Annotated in this window: 14 protein-coding genes; 9 read left to right on the top strand and 5 right to left on the bottom strand. The window is 75.0% G+C overall.

Annotated features, from left to right (window positions below):
- Nucleotides 1–43 precede the first annotated feature (43 nt).
- Together ACZ56V_RS17490 and ACZ56V_RS17485 are read left to right on the top strand one after the other, a co-directional pair.
- Nucleotides 44–1,690: a sensor histidine kinase gene (locus ACZ56V_RS17490; RefSeq protein WP_468943172.1), complete on the top strand. Its 1,647-nt coding sequence runs from the start codon at nt 44–46 to the stop codon at nt 1,688–1,690.
- Nucleotides 1,687–2,478, top strand: coding sequence for a response regulator (locus ACZ56V_RS17485; protein WP_398911939.1), 792 nt, complete (start codon nt 1,687–1,689; stop codon nt 2,476–2,478). The genes ACZ56V_RS17490 and ACZ56V_RS17485 overlap by 4 nt, the downstream gene beginning before the upstream one ends.
- Here the strand turns inward: ACZ56V_RS17485 and xdhR are convergent.
- Nucleotides 2,441–3,031, bottom strand: a complete 591-nt coding sequence (xdhR, locus tag ACZ56V_RS17480) for a purine salvage operon transcriptional regulator XdhR (protein WP_468943168.1) — start codon at nt 3,029–3,031, stop codon at nt 2,441–2,443. The genes ACZ56V_RS17485 and xdhR overlap by 38 nt on opposite strands.
- Nucleotides 3,032–3,228: 197 nt before the next feature.
- On the opposite strand from xdhR, the gene ACZ56V_RS17475 reads away from it, so the two are divergent.
- The 4 genes from ACZ56V_RS17475 to ACZ56V_RS17460 are packed head-to-tail and all read left to right on the top strand — an operon-like array spanning nt 3,229 to nt 8,096.
- Nucleotides 3,229–3,831 carry a 2Fe-2S iron-sulfur cluster-binding protein gene (locus ACZ56V_RS17475; protein ID WP_104632658.1) on the top strand — a complete coding sequence of 201 codons (603 nt, stop codon included), beginning with the start codon at nt 3,229–3,231 and terminating at the stop codon, nt 3,829–3,831.
- Entirely contained in the window at nt 3,828–4,820 is a 993-nt protein-coding gene (locus ACZ56V_RS17470; protein ID WP_468943164.1) for an FAD binding domain-containing protein, read from the top strand. Before ACZ56V_RS17475 ends, ACZ56V_RS17470 begins: the two co-directional genes overlap by 4 nt.
- On the top strand, nt 4,817–6,967 hold the full coding sequence (locus tag ACZ56V_RS17465; protein ID WP_468943161.1) for a xanthine dehydrogenase family protein molybdopterin-binding subunit: 2,151 nt from the start codon (nt 4,817–4,819) through the stop codon (nt 6,965–6,967). The genes ACZ56V_RS17470 and ACZ56V_RS17465 overlap by 4 nt, the downstream gene beginning before the upstream one ends.
- Nucleotides 6,960–8,096, top strand: a complete 1,137-nt coding sequence (locus ACZ56V_RS17460) for an XdhC family protein (RefSeq protein ID WP_398911935.1) — start codon at nt 6,960–6,962, stop codon at nt 8,094–8,096. Before ACZ56V_RS17465 ends, ACZ56V_RS17460 begins: the two co-directional genes overlap by 8 nt.
- A gap of 75 nt (nt 8,097–8,171) precedes the next feature.
- On the opposite strand, the gene ACZ56V_RS17455 is transcribed toward ACZ56V_RS17460, so the two are convergent.
- The 4 genes from ACZ56V_RS17455 to ACZ56V_RS17440 all read right to left on the bottom strand — a co-directional run bounded on the left by ACZ56V_RS17455 (nt 8,172) and on the right by ACZ56V_RS17440 (nt 12,675).
- A complete protein-coding gene (locus ACZ56V_RS17455) occupies nt 8,172–9,950 on the bottom strand; it encodes a glycoside hydrolase family 15 protein (RefSeq protein WP_468943159.1) in 1,779 nt (592 codons plus the stop codon).
- 4 nt (nt 9,951–9,954) lie between these two features.
- The gene (locus ACZ56V_RS17450; protein WP_468943156.1) at nt 9,955–10,791 is read right to left on the bottom strand and encodes a polysaccharide deacetylase family protein; all 837 of its coding nucleotides are present in this window, start codon (nt 10,789–10,791) and stop codon (nt 9,955–9,957) included.
- A gap of 104 nt (nt 10,792–10,895) precedes the next feature.
- Nucleotides 10,896–11,804, bottom strand: coding sequence for a DMT family transporter (locus tag ACZ56V_RS17445; RefSeq protein WP_356371800.1), 909 nt, complete (start codon nt 11,802–11,804; stop codon nt 10,896–10,898).
- Nucleotides 11,805–11,820: 16 nt separating this feature from the next.
- Nucleotides 11,821–12,675 (bottom strand): SDR family NAD(P)-dependent oxidoreductase, encoded by an 855-nt coding sequence (locus ACZ56V_RS17440; protein ID WP_356371801.1) that lies wholly within the window; start codon nt 12,673–12,675, stop codon nt 11,821–11,823.
- 163 nt (nt 12,676–12,838) lie between these two features.
- Between ACZ56V_RS17440 and ACZ56V_RS17435 the strand changes: the two genes are divergently transcribed.
- The 3 genes from ACZ56V_RS17435 (at nt 12,839) to ACZ56V_RS17425 (ending at nt 15,028) form a co-directional block, all read left to right on the top strand.
- Nucleotides 12,839–14,014: an MGDG synthase family glycosyltransferase gene (locus ACZ56V_RS17435; protein WP_467381327.1), complete on the top strand. Its 1,176-nt coding sequence runs from the start codon at nt 12,839–12,841 to the stop codon at nt 14,012–14,014.
- Between the two features lie 94 nt (nt 14,015–14,108).
- Nucleotides 14,109–14,495, top strand: a complete 387-nt coding sequence (locus ACZ56V_RS17430) for a DUF2267 domain-containing protein (protein ID WP_468943152.1) — start codon at nt 14,109–14,111, stop codon at nt 14,493–14,495.
- 41 nt (nt 14,496–14,536) lie between these two features.
- Nucleotides 14,537–15,028: a DUF1360 domain-containing protein gene (locus ACZ56V_RS17425; protein ID WP_398911929.1), complete on the top strand. Its 492-nt coding sequence runs from the start codon at nt 14,537–14,539 to the stop codon at nt 15,026–15,028.
- Nucleotides 15,029–15,035: the final 7 nt, after the last annotated feature.

Genomic DNA, 15,035 nt, shown 5'->3' with positions numbered 1-15,035 from the left:
ACCCGGCACCCCCGCCCCTCCATGAGCCCGGAACGAGTCCGCCGTGGCACCCACCTTCCGCCGTCAGACCCTCGCGGGCGAGATGCTGGTCCTCCAGCTCGCCATCGTCGTGGTGGTCCTGCTCGCGGTGGCCGCCGTCTCGCTCGCCCAGTCCAAAGCCACCTTCAACCGCGTCGAAGGCCGCCGGGTCACCGCGCTGGCCGAGCAGCTGGCCGCCACGCCGCTGGTCCGCAGCCAGCTGCTGCGCCCGGTGCCGCAGGAGGCCCTCGCACCGCTGGTCAACTCCACGCAGACCCAGTCCGGGGTCACCTCCGTCACGGTGGCCGACGCCGGCGGCCGCGTCGTCAGCTCCACCGACCCCACGCTGATCGGTGCCCGGCTGCCGCGAGGCGAGGGCGCCCGCGTGTCGAGCGGCTGGTCGGGGCCGCTGACCGTGCAGGGCAGCCGGGAACTGGTCGCCCAGGTCCCGGTGCTCGGTGCCACCCGGCAGACCCTCGGCCGCCACCTCGGCACGGTGATGGTCGGCGAGGCCGACACGACCGTGTGGCAGCGCCTCAGCGGTGCCTCCTCCTACCTCCTGGCCTACCTCGGCATCGCCAGTGGCCTCGGCGTGGCCGGCTCCTGGCTGCTGGCCCGGCGCGTCAAGCGGCAGACCCTCGGCCTGGAGCCGCGTGAGATCGCCGGCCTCGCCGAGCACCGGGAGGCCATGCTGTACGGCATCGCCGAGGGCGTCGTCGCCCTCGATCCGCAGCACCGGCTCACCCTGGTCAACGAGGTGGGCCGGCGCCTGCTCGACCTGCCCGCCGACTGCGTGGGCCAGAGCCTGGACGGCCTCGGCATCGACGGCCGGCTGCGCGACGTCCTCGCCGGCGTCACCCCCGAAGCGGCCGAGCCGCGTGACGAGGTCGTCGTGCGCCACGGCCGGGTCCTGGTGATGAACCGCATGACCGTCACCAAGGACGGCCGCCCGTTCGGCTCGGTCACCACCCTGCGCGACCGCACCGAACTGGCCCGCCTGGAGCGGGAGATCGGCTCCTTCCGCAGCACCTCCGAGCTGCTGCGCGCCCAGGCCCACGAGTTCGCCAACCAGCTGCACACCATCTCCGGGCTCATCCAGATCGGCGAGCAGGACGAGGTGGTGCGCTACATCCGCGGGCTCAACCAGCGCCGCCAGTCCCTGGACGTCACCCTCAGCCGCCGGGTCCGGGACACCGCCGTGGCCGCGCTGATCACGGCGAAGTCCTCCCTCGCGGCCGAGCGCAGGGTCGCCCTGCGCGTCTCGGACCGTACGGCGCTGGACCGGCTGGAGCCGGCCGACGCCGCCGACGTGGCGACCGTGGTCGGCAACCTCGTCGACAACGCCGTGGACGCCGCCGCGGCCCCGGACGGCGCACACGGGGCCTGGGTCGAGGTCGAGCTGCGGCAGGACGCCGCCAGCGTCGAGATCGTGGTCCGCGACTCCGGGCCCGGCGTGGCGCCCGAACTGGCCCGGGAGGTCTTCTCGCACGGCTTCACCACCAAGGCCGCCCGGCAGGGCGAGCGGGGCATCGGCCTGGCGCTGACCCGGCTGGTCTGCGAACGTCACGGCGGTGAGATCTCGGTGACCAACACCCCCGAGGGGGCCATGTTCACCGCACGCATGACCGTCAGCCACCTCACCGACGCGGTGGCGGAAGGAGCAGCACCATGACGGCTACGAGCGGCACGTCCGACGCGACCGCCCCGACCGCCGCGAACCCGGAGACGCCACGGGCCGCCGCACCGATCGGCGTGCTCGTGGTCGACGACGACTTCATGGTGGCCCGCGTCCACCGCGCGTTCGTCGAACGGGTCGAGCCCTTCCGGGTCGTCGGCGTCGCCGGGACCGGGGAGCAGGCGCTGGCCGCCGTCGCGGAACTGAGCCCCGACCTGGTCCTGCTCGACCTGTACCTGCCTGACGTCTTCGGCCTCGACGTCATCCCACGGCTGCGCGCCGCGGGCCACGACTGCGACGTCATGGTCATCAGCGCGGCCCGGGAGGCGGACGCGGTGCGCGGCGCCGTGCGGCACGGTGTGGTCGACTACCTCCTCAAACCCTTCGAGTTCGAGGACCTGCGGGTCCGGCTGGAGCGCTACGCCGTTCAGCGGGGCCGGCTGCTGGGCACGGTGGTGCGCAGCCAGGCCGACGTCGACCGGGTACTGGCCGGGGCCGCGGCACAGGCCGCGCCGGTCCCCGCGCTGCCCAAGGGGATGAGCGTGGAGACCGCCGGACTCGTCGAGCGGACCCTCCGCGGGGCCGACGGCACCCTGTCCGCGAGCGAGTGCGCGGCGCTGACCGGCATCTCCCGGGTCAGCGCCCGCCGCTACCTGGAGTACTTCCACACCGTGGGCACAGCGGAGGTCTCCCTGCGCTACGGGGTGGCCGGCCGCCCCGAGCGCCGCTACCGCTTCCGGGGCGCGGTCACCGGCCCGGCGCTCCGGCCCGCAGGCCGTCCATGACGAAGTCCAGGAACCGGGTGACCCGCGGCTGCCAGTCCTCCCCGGGGTCGATCAGCCACAGACCGCCGAGGACGAGGAAGAAGTCGTCCCCGGTCACTCCGGGCCGGATCATGCCGGCCTCGTCGTTGGCCCGGAGCAGGAGCTCGGCCGCCTCCTCCAGCGGGGTGGGGCGCGGCTTCTCGGGGGCCCCGGGCGCGCTGGTGACCAGCCGGATCGCGTCCGCCAGACCCGCCTTGGTCATGGCGAACTCGGCCAGGCGGTCCATCCACTCGCGCAGGGCCCGGTCGGGTTCCCGGGTGGCCAGCATCTCGGGCGCGGCCTCGGCCACCTGCTGCATCCCGTAGCGGTAGATCTCCAGGACGAGTGCCTCGCGGTTCGGGAAGTTGCGGTAGAAGGTGCCCTGCCCGACCCCCGCCTTCTTGGCGATGGCGCTCAGCGGGGCGTTCGCGCAGTGCGTCAGTTCCTCCGTGGCCACTGCCAGGATGCGCTCGCGGTTGCGCTGGGCGTCCGAGCGCAGGGGAGTGCCCGGCTTGTCCTTGTCCGACTGCGGCACTCGTCCTCCTTCCGGGTTCGTGGCCGAATCCCGACCTTGCTAAGCGGACAACTGTCCGTTACGTTTCCAGTGAGTGGACAGTTGTCCGTTTACCCGCCCACTCTACCGGCGGAAAGCGGCCTACGGCCCCCGCCCACCCGTGAACCCACTGCCTACAGCCAGTTTTCCCGGTCACCAGACACCAAAGAAGGCTGATCATGGCCCCAGCGCCCTCGTCGACGTCCAGCGCCGTCGTCCTGAACATCAACGGCGAGAAGCACCAGCTGACCGTCGACCACCGCACCACCCTGCTCGACGCCCTGCGCGAGCGCCTCGACCTCACCGGTACCAAGAAGGGCTGCGACCAGGGGCAGTGCGGCGCCTGTACCGTCCTGGTCGACGGGCGTCGCGCCGTCTCCTGTCTGAACCTCGCCGTGGCCGCCGAGGGACGCGAGATCACCACCATCGAGGGGATGGCCGAGGGAGACCGGCTGCACCCGGTCCAGCAGGCCTTCCTCGACCTCGACGGCTACCAGTGCGGCTACTGCACCCCCGGGCAGATCTGCTCGGCGATCGCCGTCATCGAGGAGCACGCGGCAGGCTGGCCCAGCGCCGCCACCGAGGACGTGCGCCCCGAGGCCGGGCCGCCACCGCTGACGCCGGACGAGATCCGCGAACGGATGAGCGGCAACCTGTGCCGCTGCGGCGCCTACGTCTCCATCGTCCAGGCGGTCACCCGCGCCGCCGAGGCGCACGAGGCCGCGGCCCACGACGACGACCGTGCCGACCGGTCCGGGACCACCGAGGAGACGGCCGCATGAGGGAGTTCGCATACCAGCGCGCCGACGACGTCTCCGGCGCCGTGGCCCTGCTCGCCGCCGACCCGGACGCCCGCTTCCTCGGCGGCGGCACCAACCTCGTCGACCTGATGAAGACCGGCGTCGAGCGCCCTTCCCGGCTCGTCGACGTCCGCGAACTCCCCCTGGACGGCATCGAGGAGACCGCGGACGGCGGCCTGCGCATCGGCGCCACCGTCACCAACAGCGACCTCGCCGCCCACCCCGAGGTGCGCCGCCGCTACCCGGCCCTGGCACAGGCGGTCCTGGCCGGCGCCTCCGGCCAGCTGCGCAACATGGCCACCGTCGGCGGCAATCTGCTCCAGCGCACCCGATGCGGCTACTTCACCGACCTGAGCAAGCCCTGCAACAAGCGGGCCCCGGGCAGCGGTTGCTCCGCGCTCACGGGCGAGCACCACAACCACGCCGTCCTGGGCGCCTCCGACCACTGCGTGGCCGTCCACCCCTCCGACATGGGCGTGGCCCTCACCGCGTTCGACGCCGTCGTCGGCTACGAAACCCTCGACGGGCCGGGCCAGGTGACGCTGGCCGACTTCTACCTCCCCGTCGGGGACACCCCGGACCGGGAGACCGCCCTGCCGCCCGGCGCGCTGATCACCGGTGTCACCCTGCCGCCCGCCCCCGTCGCCGCCCGCTCCCGCTACCGCAAGGTGCGCGAGCGTGCCTCGTACGCCTTCGCGATCGGCTCGGTCGCCGCCGTGCTCGACGTCGAGGACGGCGTCGTGCGCGAGGCCCGGCTGGCCTTCGGCGCGGTCGCCTCGCGGCCCTGGCGGGCCCGCGCCGCCGAGTCCGTACTGACCGGAGCGGAGGCCGACGGCGACACCTTCGCCGCCGCCGCGGACGCCGAACTCGCGGCCGCCAGGCCGCTGCCCGACAACGGATACAAGGTGACCCTCATGCGCAACCTCGTGGTGGCCGTCCTGACCGAACTCGCCGAGGAGACCGCCCGATGACCACCGCCACGACCGGCCGTACGGCGCACAGGGGCGTCGTCGGCACCTCGCACACCCGCGTCGAGGGCCGCGACAAGGTCACCGGTGCGGCCCGCTACGCGGGCGAGATCCCCTTCGCCGACCTCGCGCACGGCTGGCTGGTGCTGTCCACCGTCGCCCGCGGCCGCGTCCGCGCGATCGACACCGAACCCGTCCTCGCCATGCCCGGCGTACTGGCCGTCCTGCACCACGGCAACGCCCCGCGCGTCGACACCGACTACATCGGCCTGCTGGGCGTCCCGCCGGACCCCACCGCCGCGGTCTTCCAGCAGGACCGGGTGCACCACGTGGGCTGGCCCGTCGCCCTCGTCGTCGCCGAGACGCCCGAACAGGCCCGGGAGGCCGCCGAGGCGCTCGTCGTCGCCTACGACGAGGAACCGCACGACACCGCCCTCACCACCGGCCACCCGGGTGCCCACCCGGCCGGCGGGGTCATGCCCGGCGAGACCGCCAAGGGCGACCTGGAGGCCGGCCTCGCCGCCTCCGCCGTCGTGGTGGACGAGGAGTACACCACTCCCGAAGAGCACCACAGCATGATGGAGCCGCACGCCGCCACCGCCCTGTGGGACGGCGGCCGGCTGGAGGTCGTCGACTCCAACCAGGGCACCACCTGGATCCAGGGCGAACTGGCGAACATGTTCTCCCTCGACGCCTCCGCGGTGCGGGTGCGTTCCGAGCACATCGGCGGCGGCTTCGGCAGCAAGGGACTGCGCGCCCACCAGGTCGCCGCCGTGATGGCCGCCACCGAACTGCAGCGGCCGGTGCGCGTGGTCATGACCAGGCGCCAGATGTTCTCGCTGGCCGGCTACCGCAGCCCCACCCTCCAGCGCGTGCGGCTCGGCGCCGACGCCGACGGCCGGCTGCGCGCCCTGGAGCACCGCTCGCTGAACCAGACCTCCACCGTCTACGAGTTCGTCGAGCCCAGCGCGGGCGTGGCCCGGGTGATGTACGACGCCGACGCCCACCACACGGCCAACGAGGTCACGCCGCTCGACGTGCCGTCGCCGACCTTCATGCGCGCGCCGGGCGAGGCACCGGGGTCCTTCGCCATCGAGTCGGCCCTCGACGAACTCGCCGAGCGCAGCGGCATCGACCCCATCACACTGCGCCTGCGCAACGAACCCGAGGTCGGCCCGGTCTCCGGTCTGCCCTTCAGCAGCCGCAACCTGGAAGCGTGCTTCCGCGAAGGAGCCCGGCGGTTCGGCTGGGCCGAGCGCGACCCGCGCCCCGGGACGCGCCGGGAGGGGCGCTGGCTGCTCGGCACGGGCACGGCCGCCGCCTCCTTCCACGCGGGCGCCGGTCCCTCCACGGCCGTCGTCACCGCGCAGGCCGACGGCGGCTTCACCGTGCGGATCGCCGCCGCCGACATCGGCACAGGCGCCCGTACGGCGCTCACCCTCGTCGCCGCCGACGCCCTGGAGGTCGCGCCCGACCGGGTCCGGGTCCGGATCGGGGACAGCGACTTCGGCCCCGCGATGATCGCGGGCGGCTCGATGGGCACCCGTTCCTGGGCCTGGGCGATCCGGCTGGCGGCCCGCGAACTGCGGGAGCGGCTGGCCCTCGGCGCGACGATCCCGCCGGAGGGCATCACCGTACGGTCCGACACCACCGAGGCCCTCGGCGCCCTCGCCCAGAAGGAACGGCACTCCTTCGGCGCGCAGTTCGCCGAGGTCGCCGTGGACACGGCCACCGGCGAGGTGCGGGTGCGCCGCATGCTCGGCATCTTCGCGGCCGGCCGGATCGTCAACCCGCTCACCGCCCGCAACCAGCTCGTCGGCGGCATGGTCTGGGGCATCTCCATGGCCCTGCACGAGGAGGCGGTCCGGGACCGTTCGAGCGGCGCCCTCTACGCCCCCGACCTCGCCGGGTACCACGTGGCCACCAACGCCGACGTGGGCGACATCCAGGCCGACTGGGTGGACGACCCCGACCCGGACGACCCGGTGGGCATCAAGGGCGTCGGCGAGATCGGCATCGTGGGCGCCGCGGCGGCCGTCGCCAACGCCGTCTGGCACGCGACCGGCGTACGCCACCGCAGCCTGCCGATCCGGCCGGACCGGGTGCTGACGGCGGGGGTGCCCGCGGCAGGGGGCGGCCCGCATGCTTGACATCGCCGACGAGCTGGACCGCTGGCTCGCGCAAGGGCGGGAGTTCGCCGTCGCCAGTGTCGTCTCCGTCGGCGGCAGCGCACCGCGCGGGCCCGGCGCGGCCCTCGCCGTCGACCGCGACGGCACGGTGATCGGCTCGGTCTCCGGCGGCTGTGTGGAGGGCGCGGTGTACGAGCTGTGCACCGAGGCCCTGGACAGCGGCGAGAGCGTGCGCAGACGGTTCGGCTACAGCGACGAGGACGCCTTCGCGGTCGGGCTGACCTGCGGCGGGGAGATCGACGTGCTGGTCACGCCGGTCGGCGCGGACGCACCGTCGCGCGAGGTGTTCCGGGCGGCGCTCTCGACCGCCGCCCTGGGTGGGACCGTGGCCCTCGCCCGCGTCGTCCGGGGCCCGGCCGAGCTGCTGGGCCGGGCGCTGCTGGTCCGTCCCGACGGCACCCACGAGGGCGGTCTCGGCGGGCACCCCGGCCTCGACCGCACCGCGGCCGCCGAGGCCGGGGCCCTGCTGGACGCCGGACGCACCGGCACGGTCGGACTCTCGGAGGACGGCTCGCACTGCCCCGGCGGGCTCACCCTCCTCGTCGAGTCCAGCGTGCCGCCGCCGCGCATGATCGTCTTCGGCGCGGTCGACTTCGCCGCGGCGCTGGTGCGGGCCGGGAAGTTCCTCGGGCATCACGTCACCGTGTGCGACGCCCGGCCGGTCTTCGCCACGCGGGCCCGCTTCCCGGAGGCCGACGAGGTCGTCGTCGACTGGCCGCACCGCTATCTGCGGCAGACCCGGACCGACGAACGCACGGTGCTGTGCGTGCTCACCCACGACGCCAAGTTCGACGTGCCGCTGCTGACCGAGGCCCTGCGCCGGCCGGTCGCCTTCGTCGGTGCCATGGGCTCGCGCCGCACCCACGAGGACCGCGACCGACGGCTGCGCGAAGCGGGCCTGACCGAGGACGAGCTGTCCGGGCTGCGCTCACCGATCGGCCTGGATCTCGGCGCGCGCACACCGGAGGAGACGGCCCTGTCCATCGCGGCGGAGATCGTCGCGGCTCGCCGCGGTGGAACGGGCGTACCCCTGACGGGCGGTTCGGCTCCGATCCACCGGGAGCGGGAGGTGTCGGGAGCGGCTGCCTGAGGGGCGCGGACCGGCCCACTGCCCGTCCGGTGGCCACCGGACGGGCTCGAACGGGCCGGACGGACGCCCGGAGACTCAGGGCAGGGTCGACTCGTCGGCCAGGCGGACCGCGCACTCCAGCATCATCGCGTGCACGAAGGCCTGCGGGAGGTTGCCGCGGAGCTGGCGCTGGCGCACGTCGTACTCCTCGGCGAACAGCCCGGGCGGTCCGCAGGCCGCCCGGGTGCGCTCGAACCAGCGGAAGGCGCCGACCCGGTCGCCGACCCGGTGCGTGGCGAGCGCCATGGTGAAGCCGCAGAGCAGGAAGGTCCCCTCGGCCTCGCCGAGCGGCACCCCGGAGTGTTCGAAGCGGTACAGGTACCCGTCCTCGGCCAGGCGGGACTCCACGTACGCGCGGGTGGCGGCGTCACCGTCGCCGTCCCCGAACGCGCAGCCGCGGGCCATCGGCACCAGCAGTGCGGCCTCCGGCCCGTCGTCGTCCTCGGCCCGCCGCCAGCGGCCGTCGGCGCGCAGGCAGCGGCGCCGGGTCTCCCGCAGCACCGTGTCGGCGAGGTCGGCGCACCGGTGCCCCGCGGCCCCGGGCAGCACCTCCGCCATCCGCCGCAGCCCGCACACCACGCTCAGCCGGGAGTGGGTCCACCACCGGTTCTCCAGCTCCCACAGGCCGGCCTCCGGCTTCAGCCACTGCCGCTCGACGACGTCCACGGCGACGGCCGCGGCCCGTTCCGCCTCGTCGGTCAGCCGGTCGTGCGCGGCGGCCGCGGCGAACAACTGCAGAGCCTCGCCGAAGGTGTCCAGCTGGAACTGCGCACCCGCGTCGTTGCCGACGTGGTCGTTGCCACCGGGGTAGCCGGACAGCCGCAGGGAGCGTTCCTCACCGACCGGCCGCCCGTCGACCGTGTAGGCGGGGCGCACCCCGTCGCCGTCCGCGAGAATGCGCTCGGCGACGAAGCGCACGGCGTCGTCGGCCAGGGGGTGCGGCCCGTGCGCGGCGACCGCGAGGCCGGCGTAGCACTGGTCGCGCAGCCAGGCGTAGCGGTAGTCGTAGTTGCGCCCGCTGTTGGCCCGTTCCGGCAGGGACGTGGTCGCGGCGGCGACCATCCCGCCGGAGACGCTGGTCAGCCCGCGCAGCACGGCGTACGCGTGCCGGGCGTCCCGGGGCGCGATCAGCCGCGAGCAGTCCGGGACGGCCTGCTCCCACTCCCGTTCCGTCGCCCGCCACAGTGCGTCGGCGTCGAGTGGCCCTGTCTCCGGCCCCTCGGACAGTTCCAGCACGAGGTCGTGCGTCTCGCCCTCCCGCAGCCGGAACTCGCCGCACAGCCCCGCCCCGTCCCGCCACACCGCGTCCGGTGCCCCGGCGAGCCGCATCCGCAGCCCCTCCGTCCCGGCCGTCCACATGCCCCCTTCCTGCCGGGAATCCCGCATCCGCGTCCCTCCGAAGCCGGGCCGCGGGTCCAGGTCCATGCGCAGCCGCGCCTCGCCCCGCTCCACCCGCATGCGGCGCAGCAGTACGAGCCGGTCCGTGCGGGTCGGCAGGGCCAGCGCCTCCCGGCACTCGATCACACAGCCGGCGGTCACCCACCGGCTGATCCGGATCAGCGTGCCCTCCTCGTAGGAGCCGCCCCAGACGTGCCAGGGGTCGGCCGGCCCCACGGTGAAGTGCCCGGCCCCGCCGATCAGCGCCGAGAACACCGCGTCGTCGTGCCACCGCGGGGCGCACAGCCACACGATCCGGCCCCGGGGGTCCAGGACGGCCCCCCGCTCACCGTCGGCGAGTACCGCGTACTCGCGCAGCGCCCAGGGCGGGCACGACGTGTCCGGTTCCGGCGTGCGCCGGTCGTCGCTGTCCTTCATGACGCTACGGCTGTCCCGGCGCCGGTGACCGAAACGACGCCGTCCCGGTAGTCCCGGCGGTCCCCGCACGCACGCGAGTCACCGTGGCCACGGACGTCACCGGGACCCAGCCCGCCCCGTGCTCACCCAGGGGGCCCACCGTCAGCCCCGCCTCGCGGCAGTCGCGCACGATGTCCGGCAGCGCGCCGAGCGCTGCCCGCCAGCTGCCCGGGGCGGAGGAGTGGTCGGTGTCGTGGAGGAGGATGGTGCCACCCCCGCGCAGGTCCGCCGCCACGGTCGCGCGTACCGAGGCGGGCGTGGCGTCGTGCCGCCAGTCCTTGCCCCACGCGGTCCACAGCACGGGCCGCAGCCCGGCCCGGCGGGCGGCCGCCCAGCGACCGGAGGTGAGGATGCCGTAGGGCGGCCGGTACCAGCGCGGAACACTGCCGGCCACCTCGGCCACCACCCGGACGGCACGCCGCAGGTCACGCGCGTCCCGCACCGGCGACGGCCACCAGGGGCAGTCGTGCGTCCAGCCGTGGACGGCGAGTTCGTGTCCGCGCCGGACCAGCTCACGGGCCTGCGCGGGGTGGCGCGCGACGTTCTCGCCCAGGACGAAGAACGTGGCCCGTACCCCGAGCCCGTCCAGTACGCCGAGGAACCGCGGCGTGGACACCGGGTCGGGGCCGTCGTCGAAGGTGAGCGCGACATGGCCGGGGCTGCCCCGGCCTGCCAGACCCGGGAACCGGCGTCGGCGCAGTTCCGGCAGCCAGGTCGCGGCCGGACCGATGTGGGCCAGCGCGGCGGCGAGGACCGGAGCGACGGCGTACACCGCCCGTCCGGCGGGAAACCCGTGACGCATCCGTGGTACCTCCGGTCTGTTTCCTGCGCTTCGTCCCGAGTCGTGCGGACCGCGTTCCGTTCCGGGGCGCCCGGTCCCGATCCGTGCCGCTCCGTCCGCTCCGTTCACCGCTTCACCGCCCGCCCGGGGCCGTCCCGCGCCGCCGGGGCCGTGTCCCAGGCGCCGTGCACCGACGGCGCCCGGGCCAGTCCGACGCTGCCGAGGCCGATCAGCGCCACGCCGATCAGCTCGGGCAGCACCCGCACCCCGAGCAGGATCTCCTCGCCGAACAGGGCCCAGCCCAGGGCGACGCTGGTCAGTGCGTCGCCGAGGGTCAGGGCCGGCTGCGAGGCGGCCAGGGTCCCCGCCCGCAGGGCACTCTGCAGCAGCAGGAAGCTGGCCACGCCCACCACCGCGGTGGCGTACGGCGGCCACTGGGTCAGCACCTCGCCCACCCCCTGGGGGAGCCGTCCGGTCAGCTCCTTGAGCAGCGCCGCCGTACCGCCGAACCCCACCGCGGACGCCGATCCGAACAACGCCGCGCGGGGAGCGCCGTGCACCAGGCTGCCGACCGAGGCGAGGACCGTCATCAGGAGGAGCAGCGCCAGCCCCGCCCAGATCCACCGGCCCGCGGTGGCGGTGTCGTGACCGGCCGACGGAGCGGCGGAGCCCAGGAACAGCGCCAGCCCCACGGCCAGCGCGACGAACGCCAGCCACGTCCGCGTGTCCGGACGCCGGTGGAAGACCGCACTGCCGACGACCAGCGTGAACAGCAGTTCGGTGGCCATCAGCGGCTGGACGACGGCCAGACTGCCCACCGCCAGCGCGGCCGCCTGGAGCACCGTCGTCAGCGCGAGCAGCGCCGCCCCGCCGACCCAGTACCGGTCCCGCACCAGCCGCAGCAGCGAGCGCACCACCGTGTGCCTGGCTCCCGCCCGGTCCTCGTCCTGCGCCGCGGCCCGGCGCTGCAACACCGACGCCGCAGCGTTGGACAGCGCCGCGAACAGGGCGAGGACGACGGTGAGGACACTCACCGCGGCGCGCTCCCGGTCATCCGAACCGTGCGGCCAGCCGCCGGTACAGCCCCGGAGCCGCGCCCCGCACCCGGCACGGCAGACGCAGCCACGAGGGCACGTACACCTCGTCCCGGCCCCGCAGCACCGCGCTCCGCACCGCGTCGGCCACGCGCTCGGGAGGCACCGGACGCGGCCTGGAGCGCCGGTAGGGAGCGCCCCGGCGCTCGAAGAACGGAGTGTCGACGACGCCCGGCACCACGTGGGTGACCCCCACGCCCGTGCCGCGCAACTCGTAGCGCAGCGAGTCCGCGAAGGCGCCGATCGCGGCCTTGGCGGCGGAGTACACGGCCTCGTCGCGCACCGCGACACTGCCCGCCAGCGACCCGATGAGCACCACCCGCCCCGAACCCGCCGCCACCATCCCCGGCAGCAGCAGCCGCACCAGCCGCAGCGTGGCCAGCACGTTGATGTCGAGCACCTCGTCGATGGTGTGCGGCGGCATGTCCAGGAACTCCCCGGCCCAGCCCACCCCGGCCCCGGCCACCAGCAGGTCCACCCGGCCCGCCGTGGCCAGCGTGAAGTCGGTGAGCTGCCGGTCGGCGCCGGGGAGGGTGAGGTCGGCGGCGAACGCGGTGGCCGACGCGTCGTCGGCGACCTGGCGCAGCCGCACCGGGTCGCGTCCGGTGAGCACCAGCCGCCAGCCGTCCTCGTCACCCAGCCGACGGGCCACGGCCGCGCCGATGCCGGAGGACGCCCCCGTCACGAGTGCCGTGCGGGTCCGCGTGTCCCGGACCCCGACGGGCCGCCGCGGGGGCCTCGCGTGGTCCGCGTCGGGTGCGACGACCTGCGGTCCGGGGACGGACCGGGGACGGGAGAACGCATGGACCATGGGGACCACCTTGGCTCGGGGCGGGCACCGCGAAGCGTCCGACCGTGCGGTCGGGCTCCGGCGTCCGGCCGGACGGGCGGTCACGGAGTATCCCCCAGGGCCCGCCCGAAACGCCCGCTTGCGTGGTGGTTTGGAAGTGGCGGTACCGGCAACTTGGTCCGCCGTGCATCCTCGCAGCTCGTCAGCGCCCCGCCGCCCCGGCGCCCCGCGCGGTCCGCGGGACGGCAGACGTCTGCTGGTGATCAGCGCGAGCATGGGAGCCGGTCACGACACCGTCGCCGCCGAACTGGTCCGGCGGGCCCGGGAGGGCGGCGACACCGCCCAGGTCGTCGACGTCCTCGCCCTCCTGCCGTACGGCCTGGGCACGGCCCTCAGGTGCTTCTACCGCGGGGCCGTACGGCACTTCCCGTGGGCGTACGCCGCCCTGTACCGCCTCTTCCTGCGTCCCGGCGCGGGACGCCGACCGAGCGGGACGCCCCTGGCCCGGCTCGCCGGGAGCAGGCTGCGCGAGCTGGCGGAGCGCACCGGCGCCGACGTGGTCGTGCCCGTCTTCCACCTGGGCGCACAGCTGACCGGCCACCTCCGGGACCGGGGGCTGCTGTCTGTGCCCAGCGTCGTCCTCGTGATCGACTTCGAGCCGCACCGGCAGTGGCTGCACCCCGGCAACGACCACTGCCTGTGCCTCACCGAGGAGGCGGCGCGCGAGGTGCGGGAGAGGACCGGCAGGCCCGCGGCGACGTGCGGCCCCGTCGTGGCGCCGGAGTTCTCGGCCGAGGACGTCCCGGGTGCGGCCCAGTGGCGGGAGACCTTCGAACGGCTCGGCTCCGGGCGGCCCGCCGTGGTGCTGTCCGCCGGTGCCTGGGGCGTCGGCTCGCGCCTGGACGCCACCGTCCGGCTCCTGACCGGCCACGGCTATCTGCCGGTCGTGCTCTGCGGCGACAACCAGCGGCTGCGCCGCACACTGTCCGGCACACCGGGCGTCCTCGCCCTGGGCTGGGTGACGGACATGCCGGGCCTGCTGCACGCCGCCCGTGCCCTGATCGACAACGCGGCCGGCCAGACCGCCGTACAGGCGCTCGCGGCCGGGCTGCCGGTCGTCGGCCACCGCCCCATACCCGGCCACGGCGCGGACGGCGTACGGCGGATGGCCGCGCTCGGGGTGTCCGAGGTCGCCGAGGACGCCAACGCGCTGCTGGAAGCGCTGCGGCGGCTCACGACACCTGGCCGGGACCGGCGGCGGCGGATCGCTGCCGGACGCGCGCTGTTCACCGAGGACGCGGACGCCCTGACGCTGGTGACCGACGTCGCAGACGCCGCGCGTGCGGGCGCAGGACGGTGAGGGAGCGGTGCGAGAGCGCCGCGGCGGGTCCGTTTTCCCGGACCGTCACGGGGCACCCGCCCGGCAGCGCGAACCGGCACAAGGAGGCGACGCCGTGCGGCTCGACGAATTCCTCACCCGGGTCCGCGACCGCGGTGAGTACCACGGCGAAGACGAGGCCGAGCAGGTCGTCACGGCCGTCCTGTGGGTGATCGCGTCCCGCATCCCGCCGGAGGAGGCCGCCGACCTGGCCCGCGACCTGCCCTCACCCCTGGACGACGTGCTGCGCCTGGAACGCGGGAGACCCGAGGCCTTCGGCCGCGAGGAGTTCCTGCGGCGGGTGGCCCAGCAGACCGGCGCCCGGCCGCGCACCGCCGAATGGGACGCGGGTGCCGTGCTGTCCACCCTCGCCGAGGCGGTGCCCCGCGAACGCGTCGACCGACTGCTGGCCCGCCTGCCCGCCGACTGCGCCGACCTCTTCGGCGGCCCGGCACCCCACTGACAACCGCCTGGAGACGGGCCACCGAGACCGAGGAGACACCCATGACGGACGTTGAGCAGCGCTACGCCGACGGGGAGGAGACACCCCTCGGCGGCTACGCGGCGCTCGCGACGACCTTCGCGGCCACCGCCGGCGCGTTCGCGGTGACGGCGTGGCGCCGTGGGGTCCGGCTCCCGGACACCGTCCCCGCCTGGGACGTGGCCCTGCTGGGAACGGCGACGTTCAAGGCCTCACGGCTGCTGACCAAGGACAAGGTCACCAGCTTCCTGCGGGCGCCGTTCACCAGCCGGGAGGGCGAGGGCAACGCCAACGAGGTGATGGACGCCGGGCGCGGCACCGGACTGCGCCGTGCCGTCGGTGACCTGATCTCCTGCCCGTTCTGCACCTCGGCCTGGGTGGCCGGCGGACTCGTCGGCACCTACGCCGTCGCACCCCGGGCCGCGCGGCTGCTGTCCGCCGGCCTGAGCGCGGTCGTGGTGTCGGACTGGCTCCAGTACGCGTGGAGCCTGACCGCGCAGAAGGCCGAGGAATGACCGGCCG

The organism is Streptomyces sp. NPDC034099 (assembly GCF_055575415.1).
Note: the sequence above shows the minus strand (reverse complement) of the source record. Positions and strands in the feature narration are given on the sequence as shown.

What these genes read in the sequence shown, in the direction of transcription:
- ACZ56V_RS17485 (WP_398911939.1), top strand. Translation starts at nt 1,687, where the DNA reads ATGACGGCTACGAGCGGCACGTCCGACGCGACCGCCCCGACCGCCGCG.
- ACZ56V_RS17475 (WP_104632658.1), top strand. Translation starts at nt 3,229, where the DNA reads ATGGCCCCAGCGCCCTCGTCGACGTCCAGCGCCGTCGTCCTGAACATC.
- ACZ56V_RS17470 (WP_468943164.1), top strand. Translation starts at nt 3,828, where the DNA reads ATGAGGGAGTTCGCATACCAGCGCGCCGACGACGTCTCCGGCGCCGTG.
- ACZ56V_RS17465 (WP_468943161.1), top strand. Translation starts at nt 4,817, where the DNA reads ATGACCACCGCCACGACCGGCCGTACGGCGCACAGGGGCGTCGTCGGC.
- ACZ56V_RS17460 (WP_398911935.1), top strand. Translation starts at nt 6,960, where the DNA reads ATGCTTGACATCGCCGACGAGCTGGACCGCTGGCTCGCGCAAGGGCGG.
- ACZ56V_RS17455 (WP_468943159.1), bottom strand. Translation starts at nt 9,950, where the DNA reads ATGAAGGACAGCGACGACCGGCGCACGCCGGAACCGGACACGTCGTGC.
- ACZ56V_RS17450 (WP_468943156.1), bottom strand. Translation starts at nt 10,791, where the DNA reads ATGCGTCACGGGTTTCCCGCCGGACGGGCGGTGTACGCCGTCGCTCCG.
- ACZ56V_RS17440 (WP_356371801.1), bottom strand. Translation starts at nt 12,675, where the DNA reads ATGGTCCATGCGTTCTCCCGTCCCCGGTCCGTCCCCGGACCGCAGGTC.
- ACZ56V_RS17425 (WP_398911929.1), top strand. Translation starts at nt 14,537, where the DNA reads ATGACGGACGTTGAGCAGCGCTACGCCGACGGGGAGGAGACACCCCTC.